A 21,718-nucleotide genomic window follows, 5' to 3' on the forward strand; every position below is an offset into this window, starting at 1 on the left:
AACGTATTCACGCACCGGGTTGCGTCGCGCAGCCGGAAACGAAAATGCCCGTATCCGGGGATACGGGCATCATCGACGCGTGTCGCTCGAAATGATCAGCTCAGGGCAGCAAAGACCTTGGCGGTGATCTCTTCCACGGAACCGACACCTTCGATACGGCTGTACTTCGGCGTGCCTTCGGCGGCGGCCAGGCTCTGGTAGAAGTCCACCAGCGGCTTGGTCTGCGCATGGTAGACGGACAGGCGATGACGCACGGTCTCTTCCTTGTCGTCTTCGCGCTGGATCAGCTCTTCGCCGGTCTCATCGTCCTTGCCGGCAACCTTCGGCGGGTTGTGCTCGGTGTGATAGACGCGACCCGAGGCCGGGTGTACACGACGACCGGCGATACGGCCGACGATTTCCTCGTCATCGACGGCGATCTCGATCACGTTGTCGATGCGCACGCCCGCTTCCTTCAGCGCCTCGGCCTGGGGAATGGTGCGCGGGAAACCGTCGAAGAGGAAACCGTTGGCGCAATCCGGCTGCGCGATGCGCTCCTTGACCAGGTTGATGATCAGGTCATCCGATACCAGTCCACCTGCATCCATCACGCTCTTGGCCTTGAGGCCAAGTTCGGTGCCAGCCTTGACAGCCGCACGCAGCATGTCGCCCGTGGAGATCTGCGGAATACCGAATTTTTTGGTAATGAAGCCTGCCTGGGTACCTTTGCCGGCACCGGGCGCTCCCAGCAGAATCACACGCATGGATGAATCCTCGAGTTTCTTGGAAGGGGTGATTGCCAGCGGGCCGTTCCGGCTCGTCGCTGGCGAATCAAAAATTCTGGTTTGCCGCCATGCGACAAAAGGTTGAACACGATACACAGCGCACCGGGGCGGCACAAGCCGTCCCGAAAAGGTCTATCGGCCCTCATAAATGCGGCGATTCGACGCGAGTTGCGCACAACGGCGGCGTGCAATGACGCCGCCGCCAGCGCCCCGTGCTGCGCTCAGCCGGTATTGCGCAGACCGGCCGCGATGCCCGCCACGCTGACCAGCAGGGCCTGCTCGAGGGGGCTCTCCGCCGGGCCTTGCCGCTGCCTGGAACGCGCCAGCAACTCGATCTGCATCAGGTGCAGCGGGTCCAGGTAGGTATTGCGCAAACTGAATGCCTCCTGGGTCTTGGGGCTGTGATCGAGCAGATCCGACTGGCCGGTCAGGCTCAACACCGCCTCGATGACCTGCGACAATCGGTCACGCAAATCGCTACCCAGCGAAAGCAGCTCAGGCTGCACCAGACGCTCGTCGTAGCGCCGCGCGATGTCGGCGTCGGCCTTGGCCAGCACCATCTCCAGCATGTCGATGCGCGTACTGAAGAATGGCCAGCGCGCTCGCATCTCAGCCAGCCGCTCGCCCTCCCCGCGCTGCAGCGCCCCGTGCAGCGCCTGCTCCCAGCCCAGCCAGGCCGGCAACATCAGGCGAGTCTGGGTCCAGGCGAAGATCCAGGGGATCGCCCGCAGGCTCTCGACGCCGCCTTCGCGGCGCTTGGCCGGCCGGCTGCCCAGCGGCAGGCGCCCCAACTCCAGCTCCGGCGTCGCCTGCCGGAAGTAGTCGACGAACAGCGGATGCTCGCGCACCACGCCGCGGTAGGCCGCAACACCCTCGGCGGCAAGCCGATCCATCGTCTCGCGCCAGCCGGGTTCAGGGGGCGGTGGCGGCAGCAGCGTCGCTTCGAGCACCGCCGCGAGGTACAGGTTGAGGTTCTGCTCGGCGATATCCGGCAGGCCGAACTTGAAGCGGATCATCTCGCCCTGCTCGGTGGTGCGGAAGCGCCCGGCGACCGAGCCCGGCGGCTGCGACAGGATCGCTGCATGGGCCGGACCACCGCCGCGCCCGACGGTGCCGCCGCGGCCGTGGAACAGCAGCAGTTCGACGCCGTGCTCGCGACAGACCTCCACCAGTTGTTCCTGGGCCCGGTACTGGGCCCAGGCCGCCGCCGTGGTACCGGCGTCCTTCGCTGAATCGGAGTAGCCAATCATCACTTCCTGGGGGCCATGCAGGCGCTGGCGATAGCCCGGCAGGGAAAGCAGACGGTCGATGGTCGGTGCCGCATTGTTCAGGTCATCGAGGGTCTCGAACAGCGGCACCACGCGCATCGGTCGCTGCAGGCCGGCCTCCTTAAGCAACAGTTGCACGGCGAGCACATCGGAGGCCGCGTGAGCCATGGAGATGACGTAGGAACCCAACGACGCCGCTGGCGCTTCGGCGATCACTGCACAGGTGGCGAGCACTTCGGCGGTATCGGCGGATGGGTGGTAATGCGCCGGCAGCAGCGGGCGCCGATTGGCCAGCTCGTGCTGTAGCCAGTCCAGGCGCTTCTGCTCGTCCCACTGCTGATAGTCGCCTAGCCCGAGGTAATCGGTGATCTCGGCCAGCGCGGCGGCATGACGGGCCGCATCCTGGCGAATGTCCAGCCGCACCAGGAACAGGCCGAACACGGCCAGGCGACGCAGGCAGTCGAGCAGAGCGCCATCGGCGATCACCCCCATGCCGCAAGCGTGCAGGGAGCGGTAGCACAGCTCCAGCGGACGACGCAGCTCGGCGCAATCCTGCAGGACTTCCGCCGGCGCTGGCTGGCCGTGCTCGATGGCCGCGCGGGCCCACTCACGTGTCGCCCGCAGGCGCTGGCGCAGCGGCTTGAGCAAGACGCGATAGGGCTCGGCCGAGTCGCCGCTCTGGCGCAGCAGTTCGTCACTGGCCTCGCGCATGGACAGCGCGGTAATCAGCCCTTCTATCTCGCGTAGGTAGAGATCGGCGGCCACCCAACGGGCGGTCAGCAGCACCTCGCGCGACACCATCGCGGTGACGTTCGGGTTGCCGTCGCGGTCGCCCCCCATCCAGGAGGCGAAGCGGATCGGCGCGGCCTCCAATGGCAGGTGCAGGCCGGTGAGGCGGTGCAGGGTCGCGTCGGTCTGGCGCAGCACGTTGGGCACCGCCTTCCACAGCGAATTCTCGATGGCAGCGAAACCCCATTTGGCCTCCTCCACCGGGGTCGGCCGGTTGCGACGTATCTCCTCGGTGTGCCACACCTCGGCGATCAGGCGCTGCAGGCTCAACTCGATGCTCGCCCGCTCGGCGTCGGAGAGATCGGTGTGATCCCGTGCCGCCAGCTGCTGGGCGATGGCGTCGTACTTCTGGATCAGCGTGCGGCGCGATACCTCGGTGGGATGCGCGGTGAGCACCAGTTCGATTTCCAGGCGGCTGACCTGCCGCGCGATGAACTCGTTGTCGTGCCCGGCCGCCTTGAGACGCTCGATGAGATCGGCGAACACCCCGATCTCGAACGGCGCCGGCTCGCCTGCGGCGCGCCGGCGCACCTGATGGTACTGCTCGGCGATATTGGCCAGATTGAGAAACTGGTTGAACGCCCGGGTCATGGGCAGCAGTTCGCTCTCGTCGAGACTGTCGAGCGTTTCGGCCAGTAGCTGTGCGCCCTCTGCCGAGCCCTTGCGGGCAGCCTTGGCGCCCTTGCGGATGCGCTCGATCTTGTCGAAGAACTGATCGCCATGCTGCGCGCGGATGGTATTGCCCAACAGTTCGCCGAGCAGGTGTACGTTGTCGCGCAGGCGCGCATCGATGATTTTCGCCATGACCTTTGCTCCTCCCGCCAGTAGCCCATGAGTTTCGCGAGCCTCGCCAGGCTTGCACGACCGTTTCGCCGCTATGCATCAGACGCTTCGCTGGGCAAACGATCCTGAACGGCTACGCTGAAATTATCTCCAACCAGAGTGCCCACCGCGCACCGCCATGACAAGGCATCGATGGCTAACGCGCGTGGGCAGCGGCACGCAAGCCACAGTCATCACCGCCATCACCGCTCGTGTGCGCGGGCATTAAGGAGTAACCATGAGAATTTCCGAGCTTGTCAGCCATTGGGAACGCGACGCCAAGGGCCGCATGAGCCATACCACCTACAGCATCCCGCTGGATGTCGAAAGCGCGGCACGGCTGGCCGCCCTGGCCGAGATGTACCCCAAGCGCAGCACCGAGGCGCTGCTCGGCGAACTGGTCGGCGCCGCTCTCGAAGCAGTCGAAACCAGCCTGCCCTACGTGCGCGGCACACACGTGATCGCGACCGACGAACAGGGCGATCCGGTTTATGAAGACGTGGGACCCACCCCGCGCTTTCTCGAGCTGTCGCGCAAGCACCTCAAGCGCATGCTGGACGAGCCAGACGCCGCCAGCTGAGTCATCGCCCGCCACTATCGACCGCGGACGGGCAGCGCCGACGGTGCCCGCCCTACCCTTATCGTGATGCCGCGCGGAATTCCGCGTGGCACTGCCCTCGCTGCGTCCTCGCTTCCCCTCCGTTTCGCTGACGACCGCTCTAGCCCGCCATTTCGACGGAACGTTTGGCGCCGTCCGGCCTCACAAAAATATGTCCCGACATCGGTAGTGCCCTAATCAGCCCACTGCCCGGCCAGGGACGGTAGCTATCCGTTAAGCAATTCGAACTGGAGACTGACCATGAACAAAGCTGTCGCAACCCACGCTTCGAGATTCCAGCTACCCAAGCTTGCAGCCATCGCACTGGGCGGCCTGCTGCTGACGGCCTGTGCGGGCAACCCACCGACCGAGCAGTTTGCGGTGACCGAATCGGCTGTGCGCAGCGCAGTCAGCGCGGGCGGCCCCGAGTACGCCGCCGTGGAGATGCGTGCCGCGCAGGAAAAATGGAAAGAGGCCGAACTGGCCATGCAAAAGGAAAACTACGAACAAGCCCGCAAGCTGGCCGAACAGGCCGAATGGGATGCCCGCGTCGCCGAGCGCAAGGCCGAAGCGGCCAAGGCGCAGAAGGCCGTCGAGGACGCACAGCAGGGAATCCGTGAGCTGCGCGAAGAAGGCATGCGCAACGTTCGCTGAGCCCGCATCAGGTTCGACATTCCATTTATTGCACAAAGGATGAATTCGTCATGCACAAGCTCGTAACCCTACCGACTCTTCTGGCTCTGAGCATTGGCCTGGTGGCCTGCGCCAACCAGCCCAATCAGAACCTCGAAGACGCTCGCAGCAGCTACTCCGCACTGCAGGCTGACTCTCGCGCCAGCAAGCTGGCCGCGCTGGAGACCCAGGACGCCGGCAACATGCTGGACAAGGCCAACAAGGCCTATCTGAACGATGCCGACGAGAAGACCGTAGACCAACTGGCCTACCTGACCAAGCGCCGCATCGAGCTGGCCGAACAGACCATTGCCCTGCGCAGCGCCGAAGAGGAACTGGGCAAGACCTCGGCACAGCGCGCCGAGGCACGTCTGGAAGCGCGCGAGGCGCAGATCCGCAAGTTGCAGGAAGACATGCAGGCCAAGCAGACCGAACGCGGCACCCTGGTGACCTTTGGCGACGTGCTGTTCGACTACGACCGCGCCGAGCTCAAGCCTGGCGGCATGCGCAGCGTGCAGAAGCTCGCCGACTTCCTCAACGACAACCCGGAGCGCAAGGTGATCGTCGAGGGCTACACCGACAGTACCGGTTCGGCCGAGTACAACCAGCGTCTGTCCGAGCGCCGAGCCGATGCGGTTCGCATGGCGCTGGTGAAGATGGGTGTGGACCCGCAGCGCATCGTCTCCCAGGGCTACGGCAAGGAGTATCCGGTGGCCAGCAACAGCGATTCGGCCGGTCGTGCCATGAACCGCCGGGTCGAGGTGACGATCTCCGACGACAACAAGCCGGTGGCGCCCCGCTCGTCGATGCGCTGATCAGCCCCGCGTAACGAACGCTCCCGACGCAGCCCTGCGTCGGGAGCGTTTTCTTATGTCCGCGGCCGCGGGCAGAGCCGTCCGCTCAGCGCAGCAGCCCGCCAGGCACCGGCTCTTCCATGCAGCGCACCGCGCGCTTCTTGTTGTCCACCAGGACGCCGGTAAGCCCCTTCTGCTCGGTATCGAACAGCACCAGCACGCCGTCGATGCACTGCGCCACTTGCGATGCTGGCTGCAACGACACGCGGTAATCCTCACCGGGAACGGTCTTGAGCATGGTGTAGTCGGCGAGCAGCAATGCGTCCTCTGGCTTGGCGATATGCAGATAGCCGTAGTACGACAGCACGGCGACCGTGCCGACGACGCTGCCGATGGCGGTGAGGATGAGCGGAATGGGATTGCGTTCGGACATGGACGATCTCATCAGGGCAAAGAGCGCCATTGTGGCAAATTCGACGGCGACGCAGGCGGCTCATTTGCCGCCGGCACGGGTTTCGCCGCGAGCCTGGTAGGTCGCCTCGTAGACCCGTTCGGCCAGCCGCGAGAACGGCAGGCTCTGGATCCAGACGCTGCCGGTGCCCTTCAGCGTCGTCAACAGCAGTCCTTCGCCGCCGAACAGCATGCTGCGCAGCCCACCGGCCAGCTGGATGTCGTAGTCGATGCCCGGCGTGAAGGCCACCAGGCAGCCGGTATCCAGGCGCAGGGTTTCGTTGTTCAGCTCCTTGCGGATCACCGTGCCGCCGGCATGAATGAAGGCCAGGCCATCGCCCTGCAGACGCTGCAGAATGAAGCCCTCGCCACCGAAGAAGCCGGCGCCGATACGCTTGCTGAAACTGATGCCGATCCGTGTGCCGTAGGCCGCGCAAAGAAAGGCGTCCTTCTGGCAGATCAGCTCGCCGCCCAGCCTGGCAAGGTCCACTGGCACCACGGTACCGGGATAGGGCGCAGCAAAGGCAACCCGCGCGCGGCCCTTGCCCTGGTTGGTGAAATGGGTGAGGAACAGCGATTCGCCGGTGATCATCCGCTTGCCCATGCCCCACAGCTTGCCGAGCACACCGCTCGCCGAGCCATCGCCCATGCGTGCTTCGAAGCGCACGCCATCGGTCATGTAGTTCATCGCACCAGCCTCGGCGATCACCGTCTCGCCGGGATCGAGGATGATTTCCACGCTCTGCGCGGACTGTCCGAGGATTTCGTATTCGAGTTCGTGACTGGCCACGGCGAGCTCCTGATCCTGTGATTGCAGCGCGGCGACAGCGGCCTCAGCTGCCCTCGCCTTACTTGCGCCCGAGAATGCGCAGGATACGCAGGAACAGGTTGATGATGTCCATATAGAGCGCGGCCGCACTGTCGATGGCGTTGTCCAGCGTCTTGGGAATCTGGTTAGCCCGCCCCCAGTCGACGCCCACATAGCCGCAGAAGATCAGCACCACGATCCAGTCGATGACGCCGTGGTGGATGCCGAGGATGAACACCTCGACCAGCTCGACGACGATCACCAGCAGCAACGCGATCGTCAGTGCGCTGGCGATGCTGGCGAAAAAGCGCGGAAACAGCGTGCCGAGCAGCATCATGCCGAGGGTGACCAGCGCGGTGATGCGGATCGCCTCGTACACCAGCGCGCTGTCGTAGCGGCTGACCACCAGGTTGACGATCAGCCCGAACGGCACCACCACCAGGTTGTAGCCGAGAAAGCTCACCCAGGGCTTGTCAGAGCTGTGGAACAGCCAGGCACCGGTCAGGCAGCTGGCAAAGTAGCCGCCAACGAACAACCAGGGATGGATGCTGCGAATGGACTCGACCGGGATGTTTCCCACCATCCACCAGTTGATCCAGAAGCCCCAGCAGAGGGTCAGACCGATGACGAGGTTGTAGACGCCAGCCGAAAGGGTGCGGTCCAGCGGGCTGGACCGGCGGGCAAAGACGGGGTTTTGCATGTCGTTACGCTTCCTTGCGTGATGATTGATTCGGGGCCTGCGTCGAGTCGGCTCAGAGGATGTTGGCGTAGTCCGCCTCGATGCGATCCAGGCTCAGGTGATTGAGGAAGTTGGAGAAGCACATCCAGGCCGACAGCGCGTTGAGGTCCTGGAACTGCGGTGGCAGGTACTTGGGTGGCACCACCATGCCCTCGTCCACCAGCTGGCGCAGCGTGCGCATGTCTTCCAGCGTGGTCTTGCCGCAGAACAGCAGCGGAATCTGCTCGAGCTGGCCCTTGCGCACGGCTAGCTGGATGTAGTTGTAGATCATGATGAAGCCCTTCAGGTAGGACAGGTCCTTGGTGAAGGGCAAACCATCCGGTGTCGAGCCGCGGAACACGCGGCTGGCGTTGCTGTAGCTCTCGTCGTCGCCATAGCCCTGCTCGCGGAAGAAGGCAAACACCTCCAAGAAGTCGGCGCCCTCCTCGGCCATGTGAATGGCGCGGGTGCGGTTGGTCAGCTTGCGCAGACGCGTCGGGTAGGAGGCGAAGGCGATCACCTCCATCAGGATTGCCAGGCCTTCCTGGGTCACCGTGGAGGATGGCGGGCCCTTGGCGAGGAAGGTGCAGATCGGCTGGTTCTGGCCGTTGAGCGTGGTGCCGACGTGCACCAGCCCTTCGTGGACCTCCAGCGCGCGCACGTCACGCTCGTTGAACAGCGCGTCGCTGCGGATCTTGATGTAGTCGGCACCGGCGGCTGCATCGGCGAGGATGCCGTCGGACTCGAAGACGCGGATCACGCCCTCGCCTTCGCCAAACACCACGTCCAGGCGCTTTTGCAGCAGCTCGACGGCCTGCGGCGCGGTGAGATTCTTCGGCTCGTCGCGCAGGTCACCGCGATCGGCAATGTTGTTCAGGTAGTCGGAGAGCATCAGGCCGAGGTCGGCAAGGGTTGGGTCGCCGGCATGGAAGGCGTCGGACGCCGCGCCGTAGAGTTCCTGGGAGATCATGCCGAAATCCGGCGTACCACGCGCCTCGAGCATGCGGATGACCATGCGGTATTCCTTGCACATGCGCCGCATGATCTGCCCGACCGGGTTGAACTGGCCGAGCTGACGGGTGATGTCGCGCTCGATGTCCTGGAATTCCTGCTTCTTCGCACTGGAGTCGAAGGCCAGCGGACGGCCTTCGTAGTAGGCGCGGTCGATCTGGGGCAGCTCGCGGCCCTTGGCGGCGAAGAACGCCTGGCGGGTCGCGTCGTCCCACTTCACCGCGTCCAGCACGCGCACCGGCGTCTGCGCCTCGACGATGCGGTCGGACAGCCCGCGTACGATGGTCTGATACTCGTCCAGATTGTTACGGCTGTTCATCAGTCCCTCTTCACGGATGCCCCGTACCCTTGAGGTTATACCCGCAACGGCCGGAGTCGGCACGCCGCGGGTGGGTCGAGGCTCAGTGGATCAGAGTTCCGGGCGCATGTGCGGGAAGAGGATCACGTCGCGGATCGACGGCGAGTTGGTCAGCAGCATCACCAGACGGTCGATGCCGATGCCCTCGCCGGCGGTCGGCGGCATGCCGTATTCCAGCGCACGAACGAAGTCGGCGTCGAAGTGCATGGCCTCGTCATCGCCGGCGTCCTTGTCGGCCACCTGGGCGTGGAAGCGCTCGGCCTGATCCTCGGCATCGTTGAGCTCGGAATAGGCGTTGGCTATCTCGCGGCCGCCAATGAACAGCTCGAAGCGGTCGGTGACGTTGGGGTTGCGATCGTTGCGCCGGGCCAGCGGCGAGACCTCGAACGGATACTCGGTGATGAAGGTCGGCTGTTCCAGCTTGTGCTCGACCAGCTCCTCGAAAATCATCACCTGCAGCTTGCCCAGGCCTTCGTGACCGAGCAGCTTGGCGCCCGCCTTCTTGGCGATGGCACGGGCCTTTTCCAGATCATTGAGATCGGAGGCCGAGATTTCCGGGTTGAACTTGAGGATGGAGTCGAACACCGACAGGCGCGCAAAGGGCTCGCCGAAGTGGAACACCTTGTCGCCATAGGGCACGTCGGTGCTGCCGAGCACGGCCTGGGCCAGCTCGCGGAACAGCTCCTCGGTCAGGTCCATGTTGTCTTCGTAATCGGCATAGGCCTGGTAGAACTCGAGCATGGTGAACTCGGGGTTGTGCCGGGTCGAGACGCCTTCGTTACGGAAGTTGCGGTTGATCTCGAACACGCGCTCGAAGCCACCGACCACCAGACGTTTGAGGTAGAGCTCCGGCGCGATGCGCAGGAACATCGGCATGTCCAGCGCGTTGTGGTGGGTTTCGAATGGCTTGGCCGCGGCGCCGCCAGGGATGGTCTGCAGCATCGGCGTTTCCACTTCGAGGAAGTCACGCTCGGCGAGGAACTTGCGGATGTGGGCGATGACCTTCGAGCGCACGCGGAAGGTTTCGCGCACCTCCTCGTTCACCATCAGGTCGACGTAGCGCTGACGATAGCGCTGCTCGGTGTCGGTCAGGCCGTGGAACTTGTCCGGCAGCGGGCGCAGCGACTTGGTTAGCAGCCGCACGTTGTTCATGTAGACGTACAGGTCACCCTTGCCGGAGCGCGCCAGGGTGCCCTCGGCGGCGATGATGTCGCCCAGGTCGAAGTGCTTGACCGCCTCGACCTGCTCGGCCGGCAGCATCTTGCGATCGACATAGACCTGGATGCGCCCGCTCATGTCCTGCAGCACCATGAACGGCCCGCGGTTGAGCATGATGCGTCCGGCGACCTTGACCGGAATGGCGGCCGCTTCCAGCTCCTCCTTGGTCTTCTCGGCGTACTGTTTCTGCAGGTCGCCTGCATAGCTGTCACGACGGAAGTCGTTGGGGAAGGCATTGCCCTGCTCACGCACGGCAGCAAGCTTTTCCTTGCGCTGGGCAATCAGCTTGTTTTCTTCCTCTTGGATGGCGTGCTGGTTCAGCGGTTGTTCGCTCATTGCGGGTCGTCCCGGTCAAATCGTTTCAATGGGGTGCTTGCGGCTTGAGGCGTGCGGCTGCGCTCAGAGCCCCTGTTTGAGGCTGGCTTCGAGGTACCCGTCGAGGTCGCCGTCGAGCACCTTCTGGCAATCGCTGCGTTCCACGCCGGTACGCAGATCCTTGATGCGCGAGTCGTCGAGCACGTAGGAACGGATCTGGTGGCCCCAGCCGATGTCCGACTTGCTGTCTTCCAGCGCCTGAGAGGCGGCGTTGCGCTTCTGCATTTCCAGCTCGTACAACTTGGCCCGCAGCATCTTCATGGCGGTGTCCTTGTTCGCGTGCTGGGAACGTTCGTTCTGGCAGGCCACCACGGTATTGGTCGGCACGTGGGTGATACGCACTGCCGAATCGGTGGTGTTGACGTGCTGACCACCGGCACCAGAGGAGCGGTAGGTGTCGATGCGCAGGTCGGCCGGGTTGATCTCGATCTCCACCTTGTCGTCGATCTCGGGCGATACGAATACCGCCGAGAACGAGGTGTGGCGACGGGCGCCGGAGTCGAACGGACTCTTGCGCACCAGGCGGTGCACGCCGATCTCGGTGCGCAGCCAGCCGAAAGCGTATTCGCCCTTGATGTGTACGGTGGCGCCCTTGATGCCGGCGACCTCACCCTCGGACAGCTCGACGATCTCGGCGCTGAAGCCGCGCTTGTCGGCCCAGCGCAGGTACATGCGCAGCAGGATGTTGGCCCAGTCCTGGGCCTCGGTACCGCCGGAGCCAGCCTGGATATCGAGGTAGCAGTTGTTGGGGTCCATCTCGTGGCTGAACATGCGGCGGAACTCGAGCTTCTCGAGAATTTCGCGCAGGCGCTCGACTTCGGCCACGATGTCGTTCACGGCGCCTTCGTCGTTTTCTTCGGCGGCCATTTCCAGCAGGTCGCGCGAATCGGCCAGGCTACCGGTCAGGTCGTCGATAGTTTCGACGATCTGCGCCAGGGTGGCGCGTTCACGGCCCAGGCTCTGGGCGTATTCGGGCTTGTTCCAGACGTTCGGGTCTTCGAGTTCGCGGTTTACTTCGACGAGACGATCATGCTTCTGATCGTAGTCAAAGATACCCCCGAATTGACTGGGTGCGCTCGGACAGGTCCTTGATGCTGTTGAGGATCGGGTTGATTTCCATAGGTAGGCAGCTCTCAATCGGACGGTGCAAAAGCCGGCGATTATAACTCAGCCAACCCGTGCTGACAGCCCGCTGGGCGTGCCGGCGGACGGTCAGGAAACGGATTTGCCCTCATGATGGCTGGTCAGGCACTGACACCACGTACCTGGCTTTCCAGTTCGCCTTTGAGTTGCGGATCGAGCTGCAGGCAGCGAGCCAGTTCGTCGAGGTAGGCACGCTCCATGAAATGCTCCTCGTCGACCATCAGTACGCTGGCCAGGTACATCTCGGCCGCCATCTCCGGGGTGCTGGCGGCACTGGCCACGTCGGCCGGGTCCAGCGGCTTGTTCAGTTCGGCCTCCAGCCACTGCTGCAGATCAGCATCGGCCAGCTTGCCCAGCTCCGCCTCGATCAGCTGACGCTCGCGGGCATCGACATGGCCGTCGGCCTTGGCTGCTGCCACCAGTGCCTTGAGAATGCCCTCGCTGTGCACCTCGACCTCGGCCGGCGGCAGCCGATCGATGGTCTGCGGCGTCTGCTGCGCCGCCGCGCCCTGCTGCGCCTGCCAATTGCTGTAAGCCTTGTAGGCGAGCACGCCGAGTGCCGCCAGCCCACCGTAGGTCACCGCCTTGCCGCCCATCTTGCGCATCTTGCGATTGCCCAGCAGCAGGCCCATGGCGCCGGCGGCCAGCGCGCTGTTGCCACTACCGGAAAGCGCCTTGCCGAGCGAACCGCCGCCGACACCGGAGAGCAGGTCACTCAAACCCCCACCGCCGGGTTTGCCGCCCATGCCGGATTGCTGCTTCTGCAGCAGGTCCTGTCCTGACTTGAGCAGCTGATCGAGAAGGCCACTGGTTTTCATCGGATTCTCTCCACACGAAAGACGTAAAGGATTGCTAGTCGAACGACTCGGGCACCTGGCGGATCGGCGTGTCGCGATGGGCAGCACGTACGTACTGCGCCGGCCAGGCCACGGACCCGTCGCGCAGGTATTCGGCGGCATGCAGCGGCCAGTACGGGTCGCGCAGCAGTTCGCGGGCGAGCAGGATCAGGTCGGCCTGGCCGGTACGCAGGATGTGTTCGGCCTGCACCGCCTCGGTGATCATCCCGACCGTACCGGTGGCGATACCCGCCTCCTTGCGCACGCGTTCGGCAAACTGCGTCTGGTAGCCCGGCCCGACCGGAATATCGGCGTTGGCCGCAGTGCCACCGGATGAGACGTCGATCAGGTCGACACCGACATCCTTGAGCCGCCGTGCAAGCTCGACCGTTTCGTCTGCATTCCAGCCATCATCGACCCAATCGGTCGCCGAGAGGCGGACGAACAGCGGCAACTCCTCGGGCCAGACCTGGCGCACCGCAGCGGTGACCTCCAGCAGCAGACGGATGCGATTGTCGAACGAGCCACCATAGCGATCCTGACGCTGGTTGGAGAGCGGTGAAAGAAACTGATGCAGCAGGTAGCCATGGGCCGCATGCACTTCGGCGATCTTGAAACCGGCAGCCAATGAGCGCTCGGCCGCCTCGACGAACGCCTTCACGATGCCCGCGATACCGGCATCGTCCAGTGCAGCGGGCACGGCATGCTCCGGCGAGAAGGCGATGGCGGACGGCCCCACCGGCGTCCAGCCGCCGGCAGCGATCGGCACGCTGCCATGCTTGCCGAGCCAGGGCCGCCAGGTGCTCGCCTTGCGGCCGGCATGGGCCAGCTGCACGCCGGCCACCGAACCCTGCGCCTCGATGAAGCGGGTGATGCGGCGCAGCGGCTCGACATGCTCGTCGGACCAGATGCCCAGGTCTTCCGGCGAGATCCGCCCGTCCGGGCTGACTGCTGTCGCCTCGACGATCACCAGCCCGGCGCCGCCGACGGCGCGGCTGCCCAGGTGCACCAGATGCCAGTCATTGGCCATTCCGGCCTTGGCCGAGTACTGGCACATCGGCGACACGGCGATGCGGTTGGGCAAGGTGAGCTGGCGCAGGCTGAGCGGCTGGAAGAGCTGGGACATGACGGCCTCTACTGTCGTGGATGCGGGTTGGACACCCGTCAGTAGAGACCGTTTCCGCGCACATGCCCAGCCCGCGGCGGGCAAAGTCGCTGGTCAGGCGGCGCTGACCTGCACCGTCACGCCGTTGAGCGCCGCGTTGCCGGAGACGTCCAGCTGACGCTCGTCGGTCAGGTCGTTGCAACTCGCGCCCGGCTGCTGCCGCGCGATATCCAGCTGCACGCCCGGCCGCGCATGGCCCCAGCCGTGCGGCAGGCTGACCACGCCGGGCATCATCTCCTCGCTGGCCAGCGCCTCCACCTCGACCACGCCGACCCGCGAATGCACCCGCACCCGCTGGCCATCATGCAGCGCCCGCGCCGCCATGTCGGTTGGGTGCATCAGCAACTGATGACGCGGCTTACCCTTCACCAGGCGCTGGTAGTTGTGCATCCAGGAGTTGTTGCTGCGCACGTGGCGGCGGCCGATCAGCAATAGCTCGTCGGCACCCGCCTGGGGCTGCGCAGCGAAACGCTGCAGATCGTCCAGCATCAGCGCCGGCGCGGCCTGGATGCGCTTGTTCGGCGTTTTCAAGCGCCGCGCCAGATTCGGCTTGAGCGGCCCGAGATCCAGCCCGTGGGGATAATCCTCCAGCGCTGCCAGGCTCAGCTTGCGCTCGGACTTGTCACCATAGGGCCCATGGCGCAGCGCCAGGTCCATCATCTGTTGCGGCGGCATGGTCGGCTTGAGCTCGACGCCCACCCGCCCAGCGTAGGCCTCGGCCAGGCCGATAAAGATTTCCCAGTCATGCAGCGCGCCCTCGGGCTTGGGCAGCACCGGCAGGTTGAAGCGGGTGACGTTGCGCACGGCGAGCAGATTGAATGTCGCGTCGTAATGGTCGTGCTCCAGCGGTGCGGTCGGCGGCAGGATCACATCGGCATAGCGGGTCGTCTCGTTGATGTAGAAGTCCACGCTGAGCATGAACTCCAGTCCATCCAGCGCCTGCTCCAGCTTGCGCCCGTTGGGTGTGGAAAGCACCGGGTTGCCGGCCACCGTGATCAGCGCACGCACCTGCCCTTCCCCAGGCTCGAGCATCTCTTCGGCCAATGCCGCTACCGGTAGTTCGCCGCCATATTCGGGCAGTTGCGACACCCGACTACGCCAGGCGTCAAAATGGCCGCCCTTGGTGGTCTCCACCAGATCCACCGCCGGCTCGGTGCACAGCGCGCCGCCGACCCGGTCGAGGTTGCCGGTGACCAGGTTGATCAGCTGCACCAGCCACTGGCAGAGCGTGCCGAAGGCCTGGGTCGAAACGCCCATGCGTCCGTAGCAGACCGCCCTGTCCGCCGCCGCGAAGTCCCGCGCCAACTGGCGGATCTGCTCGGCCGGAACACCGCAACGGGCGCTCATCGCCTCGGCACTGAAGGCGGCGATCGCCGTGCGCACCTCCTCGATGCCGTCCAGCGGCAGTTCGCTGGCACGCGTCAGCCCTTCCTCGAACAGGGTGTTGAGCAGGCCGAACAACAGCGCGGCGTCCTGTCCGGGGCGCACGAACAGATGTTGATCGGCGATGGCGGCGGTCTCGCTGCGCCGCGGGTCGACCACCACCAGTTTGCCGCCGCGGGCGCGGATCGCCTTCAGCCGCTTCTCCACATCGGGCACGGTCATGATGCTGCCATTGGAGGCCAGCGGATTGCCGCCGAGGATCAGCATGAAATCGGTGTGATCGATGTCCGGCACCGGCAGCAGCAGACCATGGCCGTACATCAGGTGGCTGGTCAGGTGGTGCGGCAGCTGGTCGACCGACGTGGCCGAGAAGCGGTTGCGCGTCTTCAGCAGACCGAGGAAGTAATTGCTGTGGGTCGTCAGCCCGTAGTTATGCACACTCGGGTTGCCTTGGTAGATCGCCACGGCATTACTACCGTGGCGCTCGCGGATCTCAGCCAGGCGCTCGGCGACCAGTTCGTAGGCCTCCTCCCAGCTGATGGCCTGCCACTCATCGCCGCAGCGGCGCATCGGGTGGCGCAGGCGATCGGGGTCGTTCTGGATGTCCTGCAGCGCCACTGCCTTCGGACAGATATGGCCGCGGCTGAAGCTGTCGAGGTGGTCGCCCTTGATCGAAAGGATGCGCTCGCCTTCGGTCTGGATGGTCAGGCCGCAGATGGCTTCGCACAGGTGACAGGCACGGTGATGGACGCTGATGTCGCTCATTTCGGGTTCCCGCATGGCGCTGTTGTTGTCCCGCCACTCTAGGCGCCGCGGCCGCAGGCAACAATCGAACGTTCCGCCGGGGAATGCCAGCCGATTCAGCCAGCCTATCGTCGGCCGGCATGCATCGGTCAGCGCGGGGCGATATGCGCCACCATCAGCTGCACGCTTTCCTGGCCGCGATACTCGTTGACGTCCAGTTTGTAGGCCAGCTCCGCCCAGCGCACCGTCGGGTTCGGCCAGATCTCGCGGTCTACGTTGAAGGCGATGCCGTCCAGCGTCAGCGATCCGCATTCGCTCTTGAGCACAAGCTTGAGATGGCGCTCGCCGACGATACGTTGCTGCATCAACTGGAACACGCCATGGAACATCGGCTCGGGAAAATGCTGGCCCCAGGGTCCGGCGTTGCGCAGCGCACGCGCCAGCTCCAGATGGAATTCCTCGACGCTGAGCTGGCCGTCGGTGAGTAGCCGACCGGTGAGATCGTCCTCGCACAGCTGGCGGCGCACTTCGGCATCGAAGGCCGCGGCGAAGGCACCGAAGTTCGCTTGTGGCAGCGACAGCCCGGCCGCCATGGCGTGCCCGCCGAACTTGCTGATCAGGCCGGGATGCCTGGCGGCAACCGCGTCCAGCGCATCGCGGATATGAAAGCCCGGCACCGAGCGCGCCGACCCTTTGAGCAGCCCGTCGCCAGCATCGGCGAAGGCGATGGTCGGGCGGTGGTAGCGCTCCTTGAGGCGCGAGGCGAGGATGCCGATCACCCCTTGGTGCCAGTCCGGCTCGAACAGGCACAGGCCGAACGGCAGGTCCTCCAGTGGCAGATCCTTGAGCTGCGCCAGCGCCTCGCGTTGCATGCCCTGTTCAATGGCCTTGCGATCCTTGTTCAGCTCGTCGAGCTGGGTCGCCATGTCGCGCGCCAGCGCCTCGTCCTCGCAGAGCAGGCACTCGATGCCCAGCGACATGTCATCCAGCCGCCCGGCCGCGTTCAATCGCGGCCCGAGGATGAAGCCCAGGTCGGTGGAGGTGATGCGCCGATGATCGCGCCCGGCAACCTCGAGAATCGCCCGCAGCCCCGGCCGAGCCCGCCCCGCGCGAATTCGCGCCAGGCCCTGGTGGACCAGAATGCGGTTGTTGGCGTCCAGCGGCACCACGTCGGCGACACTGCCCAGGGCCACCAGATCGAGCAGCTCGGCCAGGTTCGGCTCGGGCCAGCCCTGACGGGCGAACCAGCCGAGGTCACGCAGCCGTGCGCGCAGGGCCAGCAGCACGTAGAAGATCACCCCGACACCGGCGATGCACTTGCTCGGGAAGGTACATTCCGGCTGGTTGGGATTGACGATGGCATCGGCCGCCGGCAGCTCGTGACCGGGCAGGTGATGGTCGGTGACCAGCACCCGCAACCCGGCCGCCTTGGCCGCCGCGACGCCATCGACGCTGGAGATGCCGTTGTCGACGGTCACCAGCAGGTCGGGTTCGCGCTGCAAGGCGACGGCAACGATTTCGGGCGTCAGCCCGTAGCCGTATTCGAAGCGATTGGGCACCAGATAATCGACATGCGCCGCCCCCAGCTGACGCAGGCCGAGCACGCCGACGCTGCTCGCGGTGGCGCCGTCGGCATCGAAGTCGCCGACGAACAGGATGCGCTGGCGCTTTTCCAGCGCCTCGACCAGCAGCTCGACCGCGGCATCGATGCCCTTGAGCTGCTTATAAGGAATCAACCGCGCCAACCCCTTGTCCAGTTCCTCCGCGCAAGTCACGCCACGGGCCGCGTAGAGGCGCTGCAGCAGCGGCGGCAGCTCGCCGAGGTTGGGCAGCTGCTCGGGCAGGGGACGGGGTTCGATACGCATGGAATTCCGGGCTCGGTGAAGGTCGTTTACAGGGAGGTGGCGGCGCGAGCGGCCTGGTCGTACAGCCCCGACATGGCGCGCAACATGCCGGCCAGGCGGTGAATCTCATCGGGATCGATATTGAGGTTCTCGAACGAGGCGATCAGGCATTCGCGGCGGATGTCGGCGTACTCCTGACAGAGCGCGCGCCCCTTGTCAGTGGTGCGATAGAACATTTCCTTGCCCTGCTTGGCGCCTTCCACCAGACCCAGCTTGCCGAGCTTCTTCAGGGCATAGGTGACCGTGTGAGTATCTTCCACGTTGAGCAGCAGGCAGATATCCGCCTGTCGCTTGGCCCGCCCCCGGCTGGTGAGGTTGTGCAGCACCATGACGTCCAGTGCATTCATTTCCACCGTGCCGCAGGCCTGCATGCAGCGCTCCATCCAGCGCATCAGCGCGGCGCTGGCGACGATGATGCCGTACTCGAGCTCGGACAGCTCCTGGGACTGCTCGGCAAGATGCGCCGAGGCGACGATCGAGGATCGCAACGGACGGGAGCTTTTGGCGTCAACCATTCTGAGTTCCTGATTGAAGAAGCGGCAGTCGATCGTATCGAGGTGGGCGGCAAGGATACAGCAATGTCCGCGCGGTCACTTCGGAGGTCAACAGGAAAAATACGTTGATAATTTATCGATACTTTATCAGTGTATCGACTTCGACCGCCGCACCGGCCCATCTCGAAAGGAGCAGCCATCGTGAGTCGTCTGTTACTCAATTGCGACATAGGGGAAAGCTTCGGCGCCTGGACTATGGGCCTGGACGCCGAGGTGATGCCGTTCATCGACTGCGCCAATATCGCCTGTGGCTTCCACGCCTCCGATCCGCAGATCATGCGGCGCACCGTCGCGCTGGCGCGCCAGCACGACGTACGCATCGGCGCGCACCCGGCCTATCCGGACCTGGTCGGCTTCGGTCGGCGCTCCATGGCCTGCAGCCCGGCCGAAGTGGAGAACATGCTGCTCTATCAGATCGGTGCGCTCGACGGCATCTGCCGCGCCGAAGGCACGCAGGTCCGCTACGTCAAACCCCACGGCGCGCTCTACAACGACATGATGCGCCAGCCACAGCTGCTGCGCGCGGTCATGACCGCCGTAAAGGCCTACAGTGCCAGCCTGCCGCTGATGCTCATGTCTACCCGCGACAACAGCGAAAGCCAGGCGATGGCGGCGGAAATCGGCATCACCCTGTGGTTCGAGGTGTTCGCCGACCGCGCCTACGACGCCGCCGGCATGCTGGTCTCGCGCAACCTGCCGGGTGCCGTGCACCACGATGCCGAAACGGTGGCCGACCAGGCCCTGCGCCTGGCCAAGGGGGAAGCATTGACCGCCAGCGATGGCAGCGCGCTGATCCTGCAGGCCGATACGCTCTGCGTGCACGGCGACAACGCTGGCTCCATCGCCGCTGTGCAGCGCATTCGTCAGGCACTGCAGGCGCTTCCCGCATGACGCCGCGGATCGAGGTGGTCGGCATCGATAGCCTGGTGCTGCGCCTGTTCGATCAGATCGACGAGGACAATATGTCGTGGATGCTGGCCGCCACTCAGCGTGTGCGGGATGCGTTCGGCGCTGCACTCATCGATCTGGTGCCCTCCTACACGACCCTGCTGGTGCAGTACGACCTGGCGCAACTGGACGATCACCAGGCCCGCCAGTATGTACGGCAGGCTCTCGATGGGCTGGAACCGGCAGCGGCGACGAGTGCCCGTCAGCACGACATACCGGTGTGGTACGACCCGAGCGTCGGCCCGGAACTGCAAGCGCTGGGCGAGCGCAGCGGCCTCGGTGTCGCGGGGGTCATCGAGCGACACAGCACGCATATCTATCAAGTCTTCGCCCTCGGCTTCGCACCCGGCTTCGCCTTTCTCGGGCTGGTCGACGAGCGCCTCGCCAGCCCACGCCTGGCGACGCCGCGCAAGCAGGTGCCGGCCGGCAGTCTGGGCATCGCCGACCGCCAGACCGCCATCTATCCGCTGGTGTCACCGGGCGGCTGGAACCTGATCGGCCGCAGCCCGGTTCGCCTGTTCGACCGCGAACTGGACGGCTTCAGCCTCTGGCAACCCGGCGACCGCGTGCGCTTCGTGCCCATCGAGCGGGCCGAGTTCGTCCGTCTCGGCGGCGACGACACGCCCTTCCAGGAGGCCTCCGCATGAGCCTGCTGATCGAACAGGCCGGAGCCCTGGCCACTCTGCAGGACGCCGGCCGCAGCGGCGTTCGCCACCTCGGCGTGACCCAGGGCGGTGCCGTTGACTGGCTGTCCCACGGCTGGGCCAACTGGCTGCTGGGCAACCCGCTGCAGGCCCCCACGGTGGAGATCACCCTCGGCAATTTCAGCCTGCGCGCTCAGACCGATGCCTGCCTCGCACTCTGCGGCGCCGATCTCGGCGCGACGCTCGATGGCGAGCCTCTCATGCCCGGGCGCGCCTTTCGCATCCGGGAAGGTCAGACACTGATCTTCAGTCAACCGCGCCAGGGTGTTCGTGCCTATCTCGCCGCACCCGGCGGTTTCAGCGCACCGGCCGTGCTGGGCAGCTGTGCCACGGTACGCCGTGAGCAGCTCGGTGGGCTGAACGGCGACGGCCAGCCGCTGGCCAAGGGCGACCTACTGCACTGGCGCGGCCACGCCACGACGATGCGCAACCTGCCCCAGCAGGCGCTGGTGCCGCTGCCCGGCGCCGGGCTATCGGTGGTACTGGGGGCGCAGATCGGCGATTTCACCGGGCAGAGCCTGTTCGATGCGTTCAACAGCGACTGGACCGTCGACCAGCGCGCCGACCGCATGGGTGTTCGCCTGCTGGGACCGACCCTGCGCTGCGCGCGCTCGGCCATGATCTCCGAAGGCGTGCCGCTGGGCGCTATTCAGGTTCCGGCGGACGGTCAGCCGATCATCCTGCTCAATGACCGCCAGACCATCGGCGGTTACCCGCGCCTTGGCGCACTCACGCCATTGGCAGTCGCGCAGCTGGCCCAATGCATGCCCGGCACCGTGTTGCGCCTGAAGCCGGTGGCGTTGGAACGCGCACAACGCGAGCAGCGGCGGCTGCTCGCCAGCTGGCAACGGACCACGACGGAGTGATGGATATGAACCTGACCGCCTACCGAGACCTGTCCCCCGCCGCACTGCGCGAGCGGATTCGCCAGGGCGAATTCGACGGCCCGACCGCCGGGCTGGCCAATGGCTATGCCCAGGCCAATCTCATGATCGTGCGGCGTGAGCTGGCCTACGACTTCCTGCTGTTCTGCCAGCGCAACCCCAAACCCTGCCCGCTGCTGGACGTCACCGACCCGGGTAGCTTCGAGCCACGGCACGCGGCGCCAGGCGCCGATATCCGCACGGACTTCCCGCGCTACCGCATCTACCGCAATGGCGAGCTCGATCAGGAGGTGCAGGACATCACGCCCTTCTGGGAGGACGACATGGTGGCCTTCCTCATCGGCTGCAGCTTCAGTTTCGAGGCTGCGCTGCTGGCCAACGGCGTGCCAGTCAGACACATCGAGGACGGCCACAACGTCCCGATGTACCGCACCAACATCGCCTGCCAGCCCGCCGGCCGCCTGAGCGGGCCGATGGTAGTGAGCATGCGGCCGATGCCTGCGAACAAGGTGGTGCGCGCCGTGCAGGTCACATCGCGATTTCCCTCCGTGCATGGCGCGCCCGTGCATGTCGGCGACCCGCGACTGCTGGGCATCGCAGACCTGGCCAAACCGGATTTCGGTGAGCCATCGGAGCTGCGCGAGGGCGAGGTCCCGGTGTTCTGGGCCTGTGGCGTGACGCCCCAGGCGGTGGCGATGCAGGCCCGGCCGGAGCTGGTCATCACCCACGCGCCAGGGCACATGTTCATCACCGACCTGCGCGACGAACAGCTGGGGGTGATCTGACCCGACACGGTTTTGCGCATCAC

At 65.3% G+C, this 21,718-nt stretch carries 20 protein-coding genes; 7 read left to right on the forward strand and 13 right to left on the reverse strand.

Features of this window, described 5'->3' with window-relative positions:
- Positions 1-95 precede the first annotated feature (95 nt).
- Together adk and ppc are read right to left on the reverse strand one after the other, a co-directional pair.
- Positions 96-743, reverse strand: coding sequence for an adenylate kinase (gene adk / locus ACVRRC_RS11790; protein WP_011913851.1), 648 nt, complete (start codon positions 741-743; stop codon positions 96-98).
- 242 nt (positions 744-985) lie between these two features.
- A complete protein-coding gene (ppc, locus tag ACVRRC_RS11795) occupies positions 986-3,625 on the reverse strand; it encodes a phosphoenolpyruvate carboxylase (RefSeq protein WP_011913852.1) in 2,640 nt (879 codons plus the stop codon).
- Positions 3,626-3,881: 256 nt separating this feature from the next.
- Here ppc and ACVRRC_RS11800 point away from each other — a divergent pair, with 256 nt between their 5' ends.
- From ACVRRC_RS11800 to lptF, 3 genes are all read left to right on the forward strand, one after another.
- Positions 3,882-4,223, forward strand: coding sequence for a hypothetical protein (locus ACVRRC_RS11800; protein WP_011913853.1), 342 nt, complete (start codon positions 3,882-3,884; stop codon positions 4,221-4,223).
- 279 nt (positions 4,224-4,502) lie between these two features.
- Positions 4,503-4,895: a DUF4398 domain-containing protein gene (locus tag ACVRRC_RS11805; protein ID WP_011913854.1), complete on the forward strand. Its 393-nt coding sequence runs from the start codon at positions 4,503-4,505 to the stop codon at positions 4,893-4,895.
- 50 nt (positions 4,896-4,945) lie between these two features.
- Positions 4,946-5,728 (forward strand): lipotoxin F family OmpA-related lipoprotein LptF, encoded by a 783-nt coding sequence (gene lptF / locus ACVRRC_RS11810; protein WP_011913855.1) that lies wholly within the window; start codon positions 4,946-4,948, stop codon positions 5,726-5,728.
- 85 nt (positions 5,729-5,813) lie between these two features.
- On the opposite strand, the gene ACVRRC_RS11815 is transcribed toward lptF, so the two are convergent.
- The 11 genes from ACVRRC_RS11815 to ACVRRC_RS11865 form a co-directional block, all read right to left on the reverse strand.
- On the reverse strand, positions 5,814-6,140 hold the full coding sequence (locus ACVRRC_RS11815) for a hypothetical protein (RefSeq protein WP_013983356.1): 327 nt from the start codon (positions 6,138-6,140) through the stop codon (positions 5,814-5,816).
- A gap of 60 nt (positions 6,141-6,200) precedes the next feature.
- Positions 6,201-6,947 (reverse strand): TIGR00266 family protein, encoded by a 747-nt coding sequence (locus ACVRRC_RS11820; protein ID WP_013983357.1) that lies wholly within the window; start codon positions 6,945-6,947, stop codon positions 6,201-6,203.
- A gap of 58 nt (positions 6,948-7,005) precedes the next feature.
- Positions 7,006-7,665, reverse strand: coding sequence for a Bax inhibitor-1 family protein (locus ACVRRC_RS11825; protein ID WP_048329565.1), 660 nt, complete (start codon positions 7,663-7,665; stop codon positions 7,006-7,008).
- A gap of 52 nt (positions 7,666-7,717) precedes the next feature.
- On the reverse strand, positions 7,718-9,013 hold the full coding sequence (locus ACVRRC_RS11830; RefSeq protein WP_014597185.1) for a flavohemoglobin expression-modulating QEGLA motif protein: 1,296 nt from the start codon (positions 9,011-9,013) through the stop codon (positions 7,718-7,720).
- 90 nt (positions 9,014-9,103) lie between these two features.
- Entirely contained in the window at positions 9,104-10,606 is a 1,503-nt protein-coding gene (gene lysS / locus ACVRRC_RS11835; RefSeq protein WP_017246089.1) for a lysine--tRNA ligase, read from the reverse strand.
- 63 nt (positions 10,607-10,669) lie between these two features.
- Positions 10,670-11,765, reverse strand: a protein-coding gene (gene prfB / locus ACVRRC_RS11840; RefSeq protein WP_100218733.1) for a peptide chain release factor 2 whose coding sequence is annotated in 2 segments (ribosomal slippage) — positions 10,670-11,692 and positions 11,694-11,765 — 1,095 coding nt in all. Because the reading frame shifts where the segments join, the coding sequence is not laid out codon by codon here.
- Between the two features lie 124 nt (positions 11,766-11,889).
- Positions 11,890-12,606 (reverse strand): tellurite resistance TerB family protein, encoded by a 717-nt coding sequence (locus tag ACVRRC_RS11845; protein ID WP_013983361.1) that lies wholly within the window; start codon positions 12,604-12,606, stop codon positions 11,890-11,892.
- A 34-nt stretch (positions 12,607-12,640) separates the two neighbouring features.
- Positions 12,641-13,750, reverse strand: a complete 1,110-nt coding sequence (locus ACVRRC_RS11850) for an NADH:flavin oxidoreductase/NADH oxidase (protein ID WP_017246092.1) — start codon at positions 13,748-13,750, stop codon at positions 12,641-12,643.
- Positions 13,751-13,843: 93 nt separating this feature from the next.
- Positions 13,844-15,937 (reverse strand): molybdopterin-dependent oxidoreductase, encoded by a 2,094-nt coding sequence (locus tag ACVRRC_RS11855; RefSeq protein ID WP_181120051.1) that lies wholly within the window; start codon positions 15,935-15,937, stop codon positions 13,844-13,846.
- A 128-nt stretch (positions 15,938-16,065) separates the two neighbouring features.
- Positions 16,066-17,781, reverse strand: coding sequence for a single-stranded-DNA-specific exonuclease RecJ (gene recJ, locus ACVRRC_RS11860; RefSeq protein WP_125459841.1), 1,716 nt, complete (start codon positions 17,779-17,781; stop codon positions 16,066-16,068).
- A gap of 26 nt (positions 17,782-17,807) precedes the next feature.
- Positions 17,808-18,335 carry a winged helix DNA-binding protein gene (locus tag ACVRRC_RS11865; protein WP_013983365.1) on the reverse strand — a complete coding sequence of 176 codons (528 nt, stop codon included), beginning with the start codon at positions 18,333-18,335 and terminating at the stop codon, positions 17,808-17,810.
- A gap of 180 nt (positions 18,336-18,515) precedes the next feature.
- Here ACVRRC_RS11865 and ACVRRC_RS11870 point away from each other — a divergent pair, with 180 nt between their 5' ends.
- From ACVRRC_RS11870 to ACVRRC_RS11885, 4 genes are read left to right on the forward strand one after another with little or no spacing between them, the layout of a single operon-like run.
- A complete protein-coding gene (locus tag ACVRRC_RS11870; protein WP_020307085.1) occupies positions 18,516-19,265 on the forward strand; it encodes a 5-oxoprolinase subunit PxpA in 750 nt (249 codons plus the stop codon).
- Positions 19,262-19,969 (forward strand): 5-oxoprolinase subunit PxpB, encoded by a 708-nt coding sequence (gene pxpB / locus ACVRRC_RS11875; RefSeq protein WP_472997044.1) that lies wholly within the window; start codon positions 19,262-19,264, stop codon positions 19,967-19,969. The genes ACVRRC_RS11870 and pxpB overlap by 4 nt, the downstream gene beginning before the upstream one ends.
- Complete coding sequence (locus tag ACVRRC_RS11880) at positions 19,966-20,892, forward strand: 5-oxoprolinase subunit C family protein (RefSeq protein ID WP_106443525.1); 927 nt, start codon at positions 19,966-19,968, stop codon at positions 20,890-20,892. Before pxpB ends, ACVRRC_RS11880 begins: the two co-directional genes overlap by 4 nt.
- A 5-nt stretch (positions 20,893-20,897) precedes the next feature.
- Positions 20,898-21,695, forward strand: a complete 798-nt coding sequence (locus ACVRRC_RS11885; RefSeq protein ID WP_045158695.1) for a putative hydro-lyase — start codon at positions 20,898-20,900, stop codon at positions 21,693-21,695.
- Positions 21,696-21,718 lie beyond the last annotated feature (23 nt).

Source organism: Stutzerimonas sp. LR2 (genome assembly GCF_055755175.1).

Bases quoted from the DNA above. Each gene is read 5' to 3' on its own strand.
- adk (WP_011913851.1), bottom strand. From the start codon at position 743: ATGCGTGTGATTCTGCTGGGAGCGCCCGGTGCCGGCAAAGGTACCCAG.
- ppc (WP_011913852.1), bottom strand. From the start codon at position 3,625: ATGGCGAAAATCATCGATGCGCGCCTGCGCGACAACGTACACCTGCTC.
- ACVRRC_RS11800 (WP_011913853.1), top strand. From the start codon at position 3,882: ATGAGAATTTCCGAGCTTGTCAGCCATTGGGAACGCGACGCCAAGGGC.
- ACVRRC_RS11805 (WP_011913854.1), top strand. From the start codon at position 4,503: ATGAACAAAGCTGTCGCAACCCACGCTTCGAGATTCCAGCTACCCAAG.
- lptF (WP_011913855.1), top strand. From the start codon at position 4,946: ATGCACAAGCTCGTAACCCTACCGACTCTTCTGGCTCTGAGCATTGGC.
- ACVRRC_RS11815 (WP_013983356.1), bottom strand. From the start codon at position 6,140: ATGTCCGAACGCAATCCCATTCCGCTCATCCTCACCGCCATCGGCAGC.
- ACVRRC_RS11825 (WP_048329565.1), bottom strand. From the start codon at position 7,665: ATGCAAAACCCCGTCTTTGCCCGCCGGTCCAGCCCGCTGGACCGCACC.
- ACVRRC_RS11830 (WP_014597185.1), bottom strand. From the start codon at position 9,013: ATGAACAGCCGTAACAATCTGGACGAGTATCAGACCATCGTACGCGGG.
- lysS (WP_017246089.1), bottom strand. From the start codon at position 10,606: ATGAGCGAACAACCGCTGAACCAGCACGCCATCCAAGAGGAAGAAAAC.
- ACVRRC_RS11845 (WP_013983361.1), bottom strand. From the start codon at position 12,606: ATGAAAACCAGTGGCCTTCTCGATCAGCTGCTCAAGTCAGGACAGGAC.
- ACVRRC_RS11850 (WP_017246092.1), bottom strand. From the start codon at position 13,750: ATGTCCCAGCTCTTCCAGCCGCTCAGCCTGCGCCAGCTCACCTTGCCC.
- ACVRRC_RS11855 (WP_181120051.1), bottom strand. From the start codon at position 15,937: ATGAGCGACATCAGCGTCCATCACCGTGCCTGTCACCTGTGCGAAGCC.
- recJ (WP_125459841.1), bottom strand. From the start codon at position 17,781: ATGCGTATCGAACCCCGTCCCCTGCCCGAGCAGCTGCCCAACCTCGGC.
- ACVRRC_RS11865 (WP_013983365.1), bottom strand. From the start codon at position 18,335: ATGGTTGACGCCAAAAGCTCCCGTCCGTTGCGATCCTCGATCGTCGCC.
- pxpB (WP_472997044.1), top strand. From the start codon at position 19,262: ATGACGCCGCGGATCGAGGTGGTCGGCATCGATAGCCTGGTGCTGCGC.
- ACVRRC_RS11880 (WP_106443525.1), top strand. From the start codon at position 19,966: ATGAGCCTGCTGATCGAACAGGCCGGAGCCCTGGCCACTCTGCAGGAC.
- ACVRRC_RS11885 (WP_045158695.1), top strand. From the start codon at position 20,898: ATGAACCTGACCGCCTACCGAGACCTGTCCCCCGCCGCACTGCGCGAG.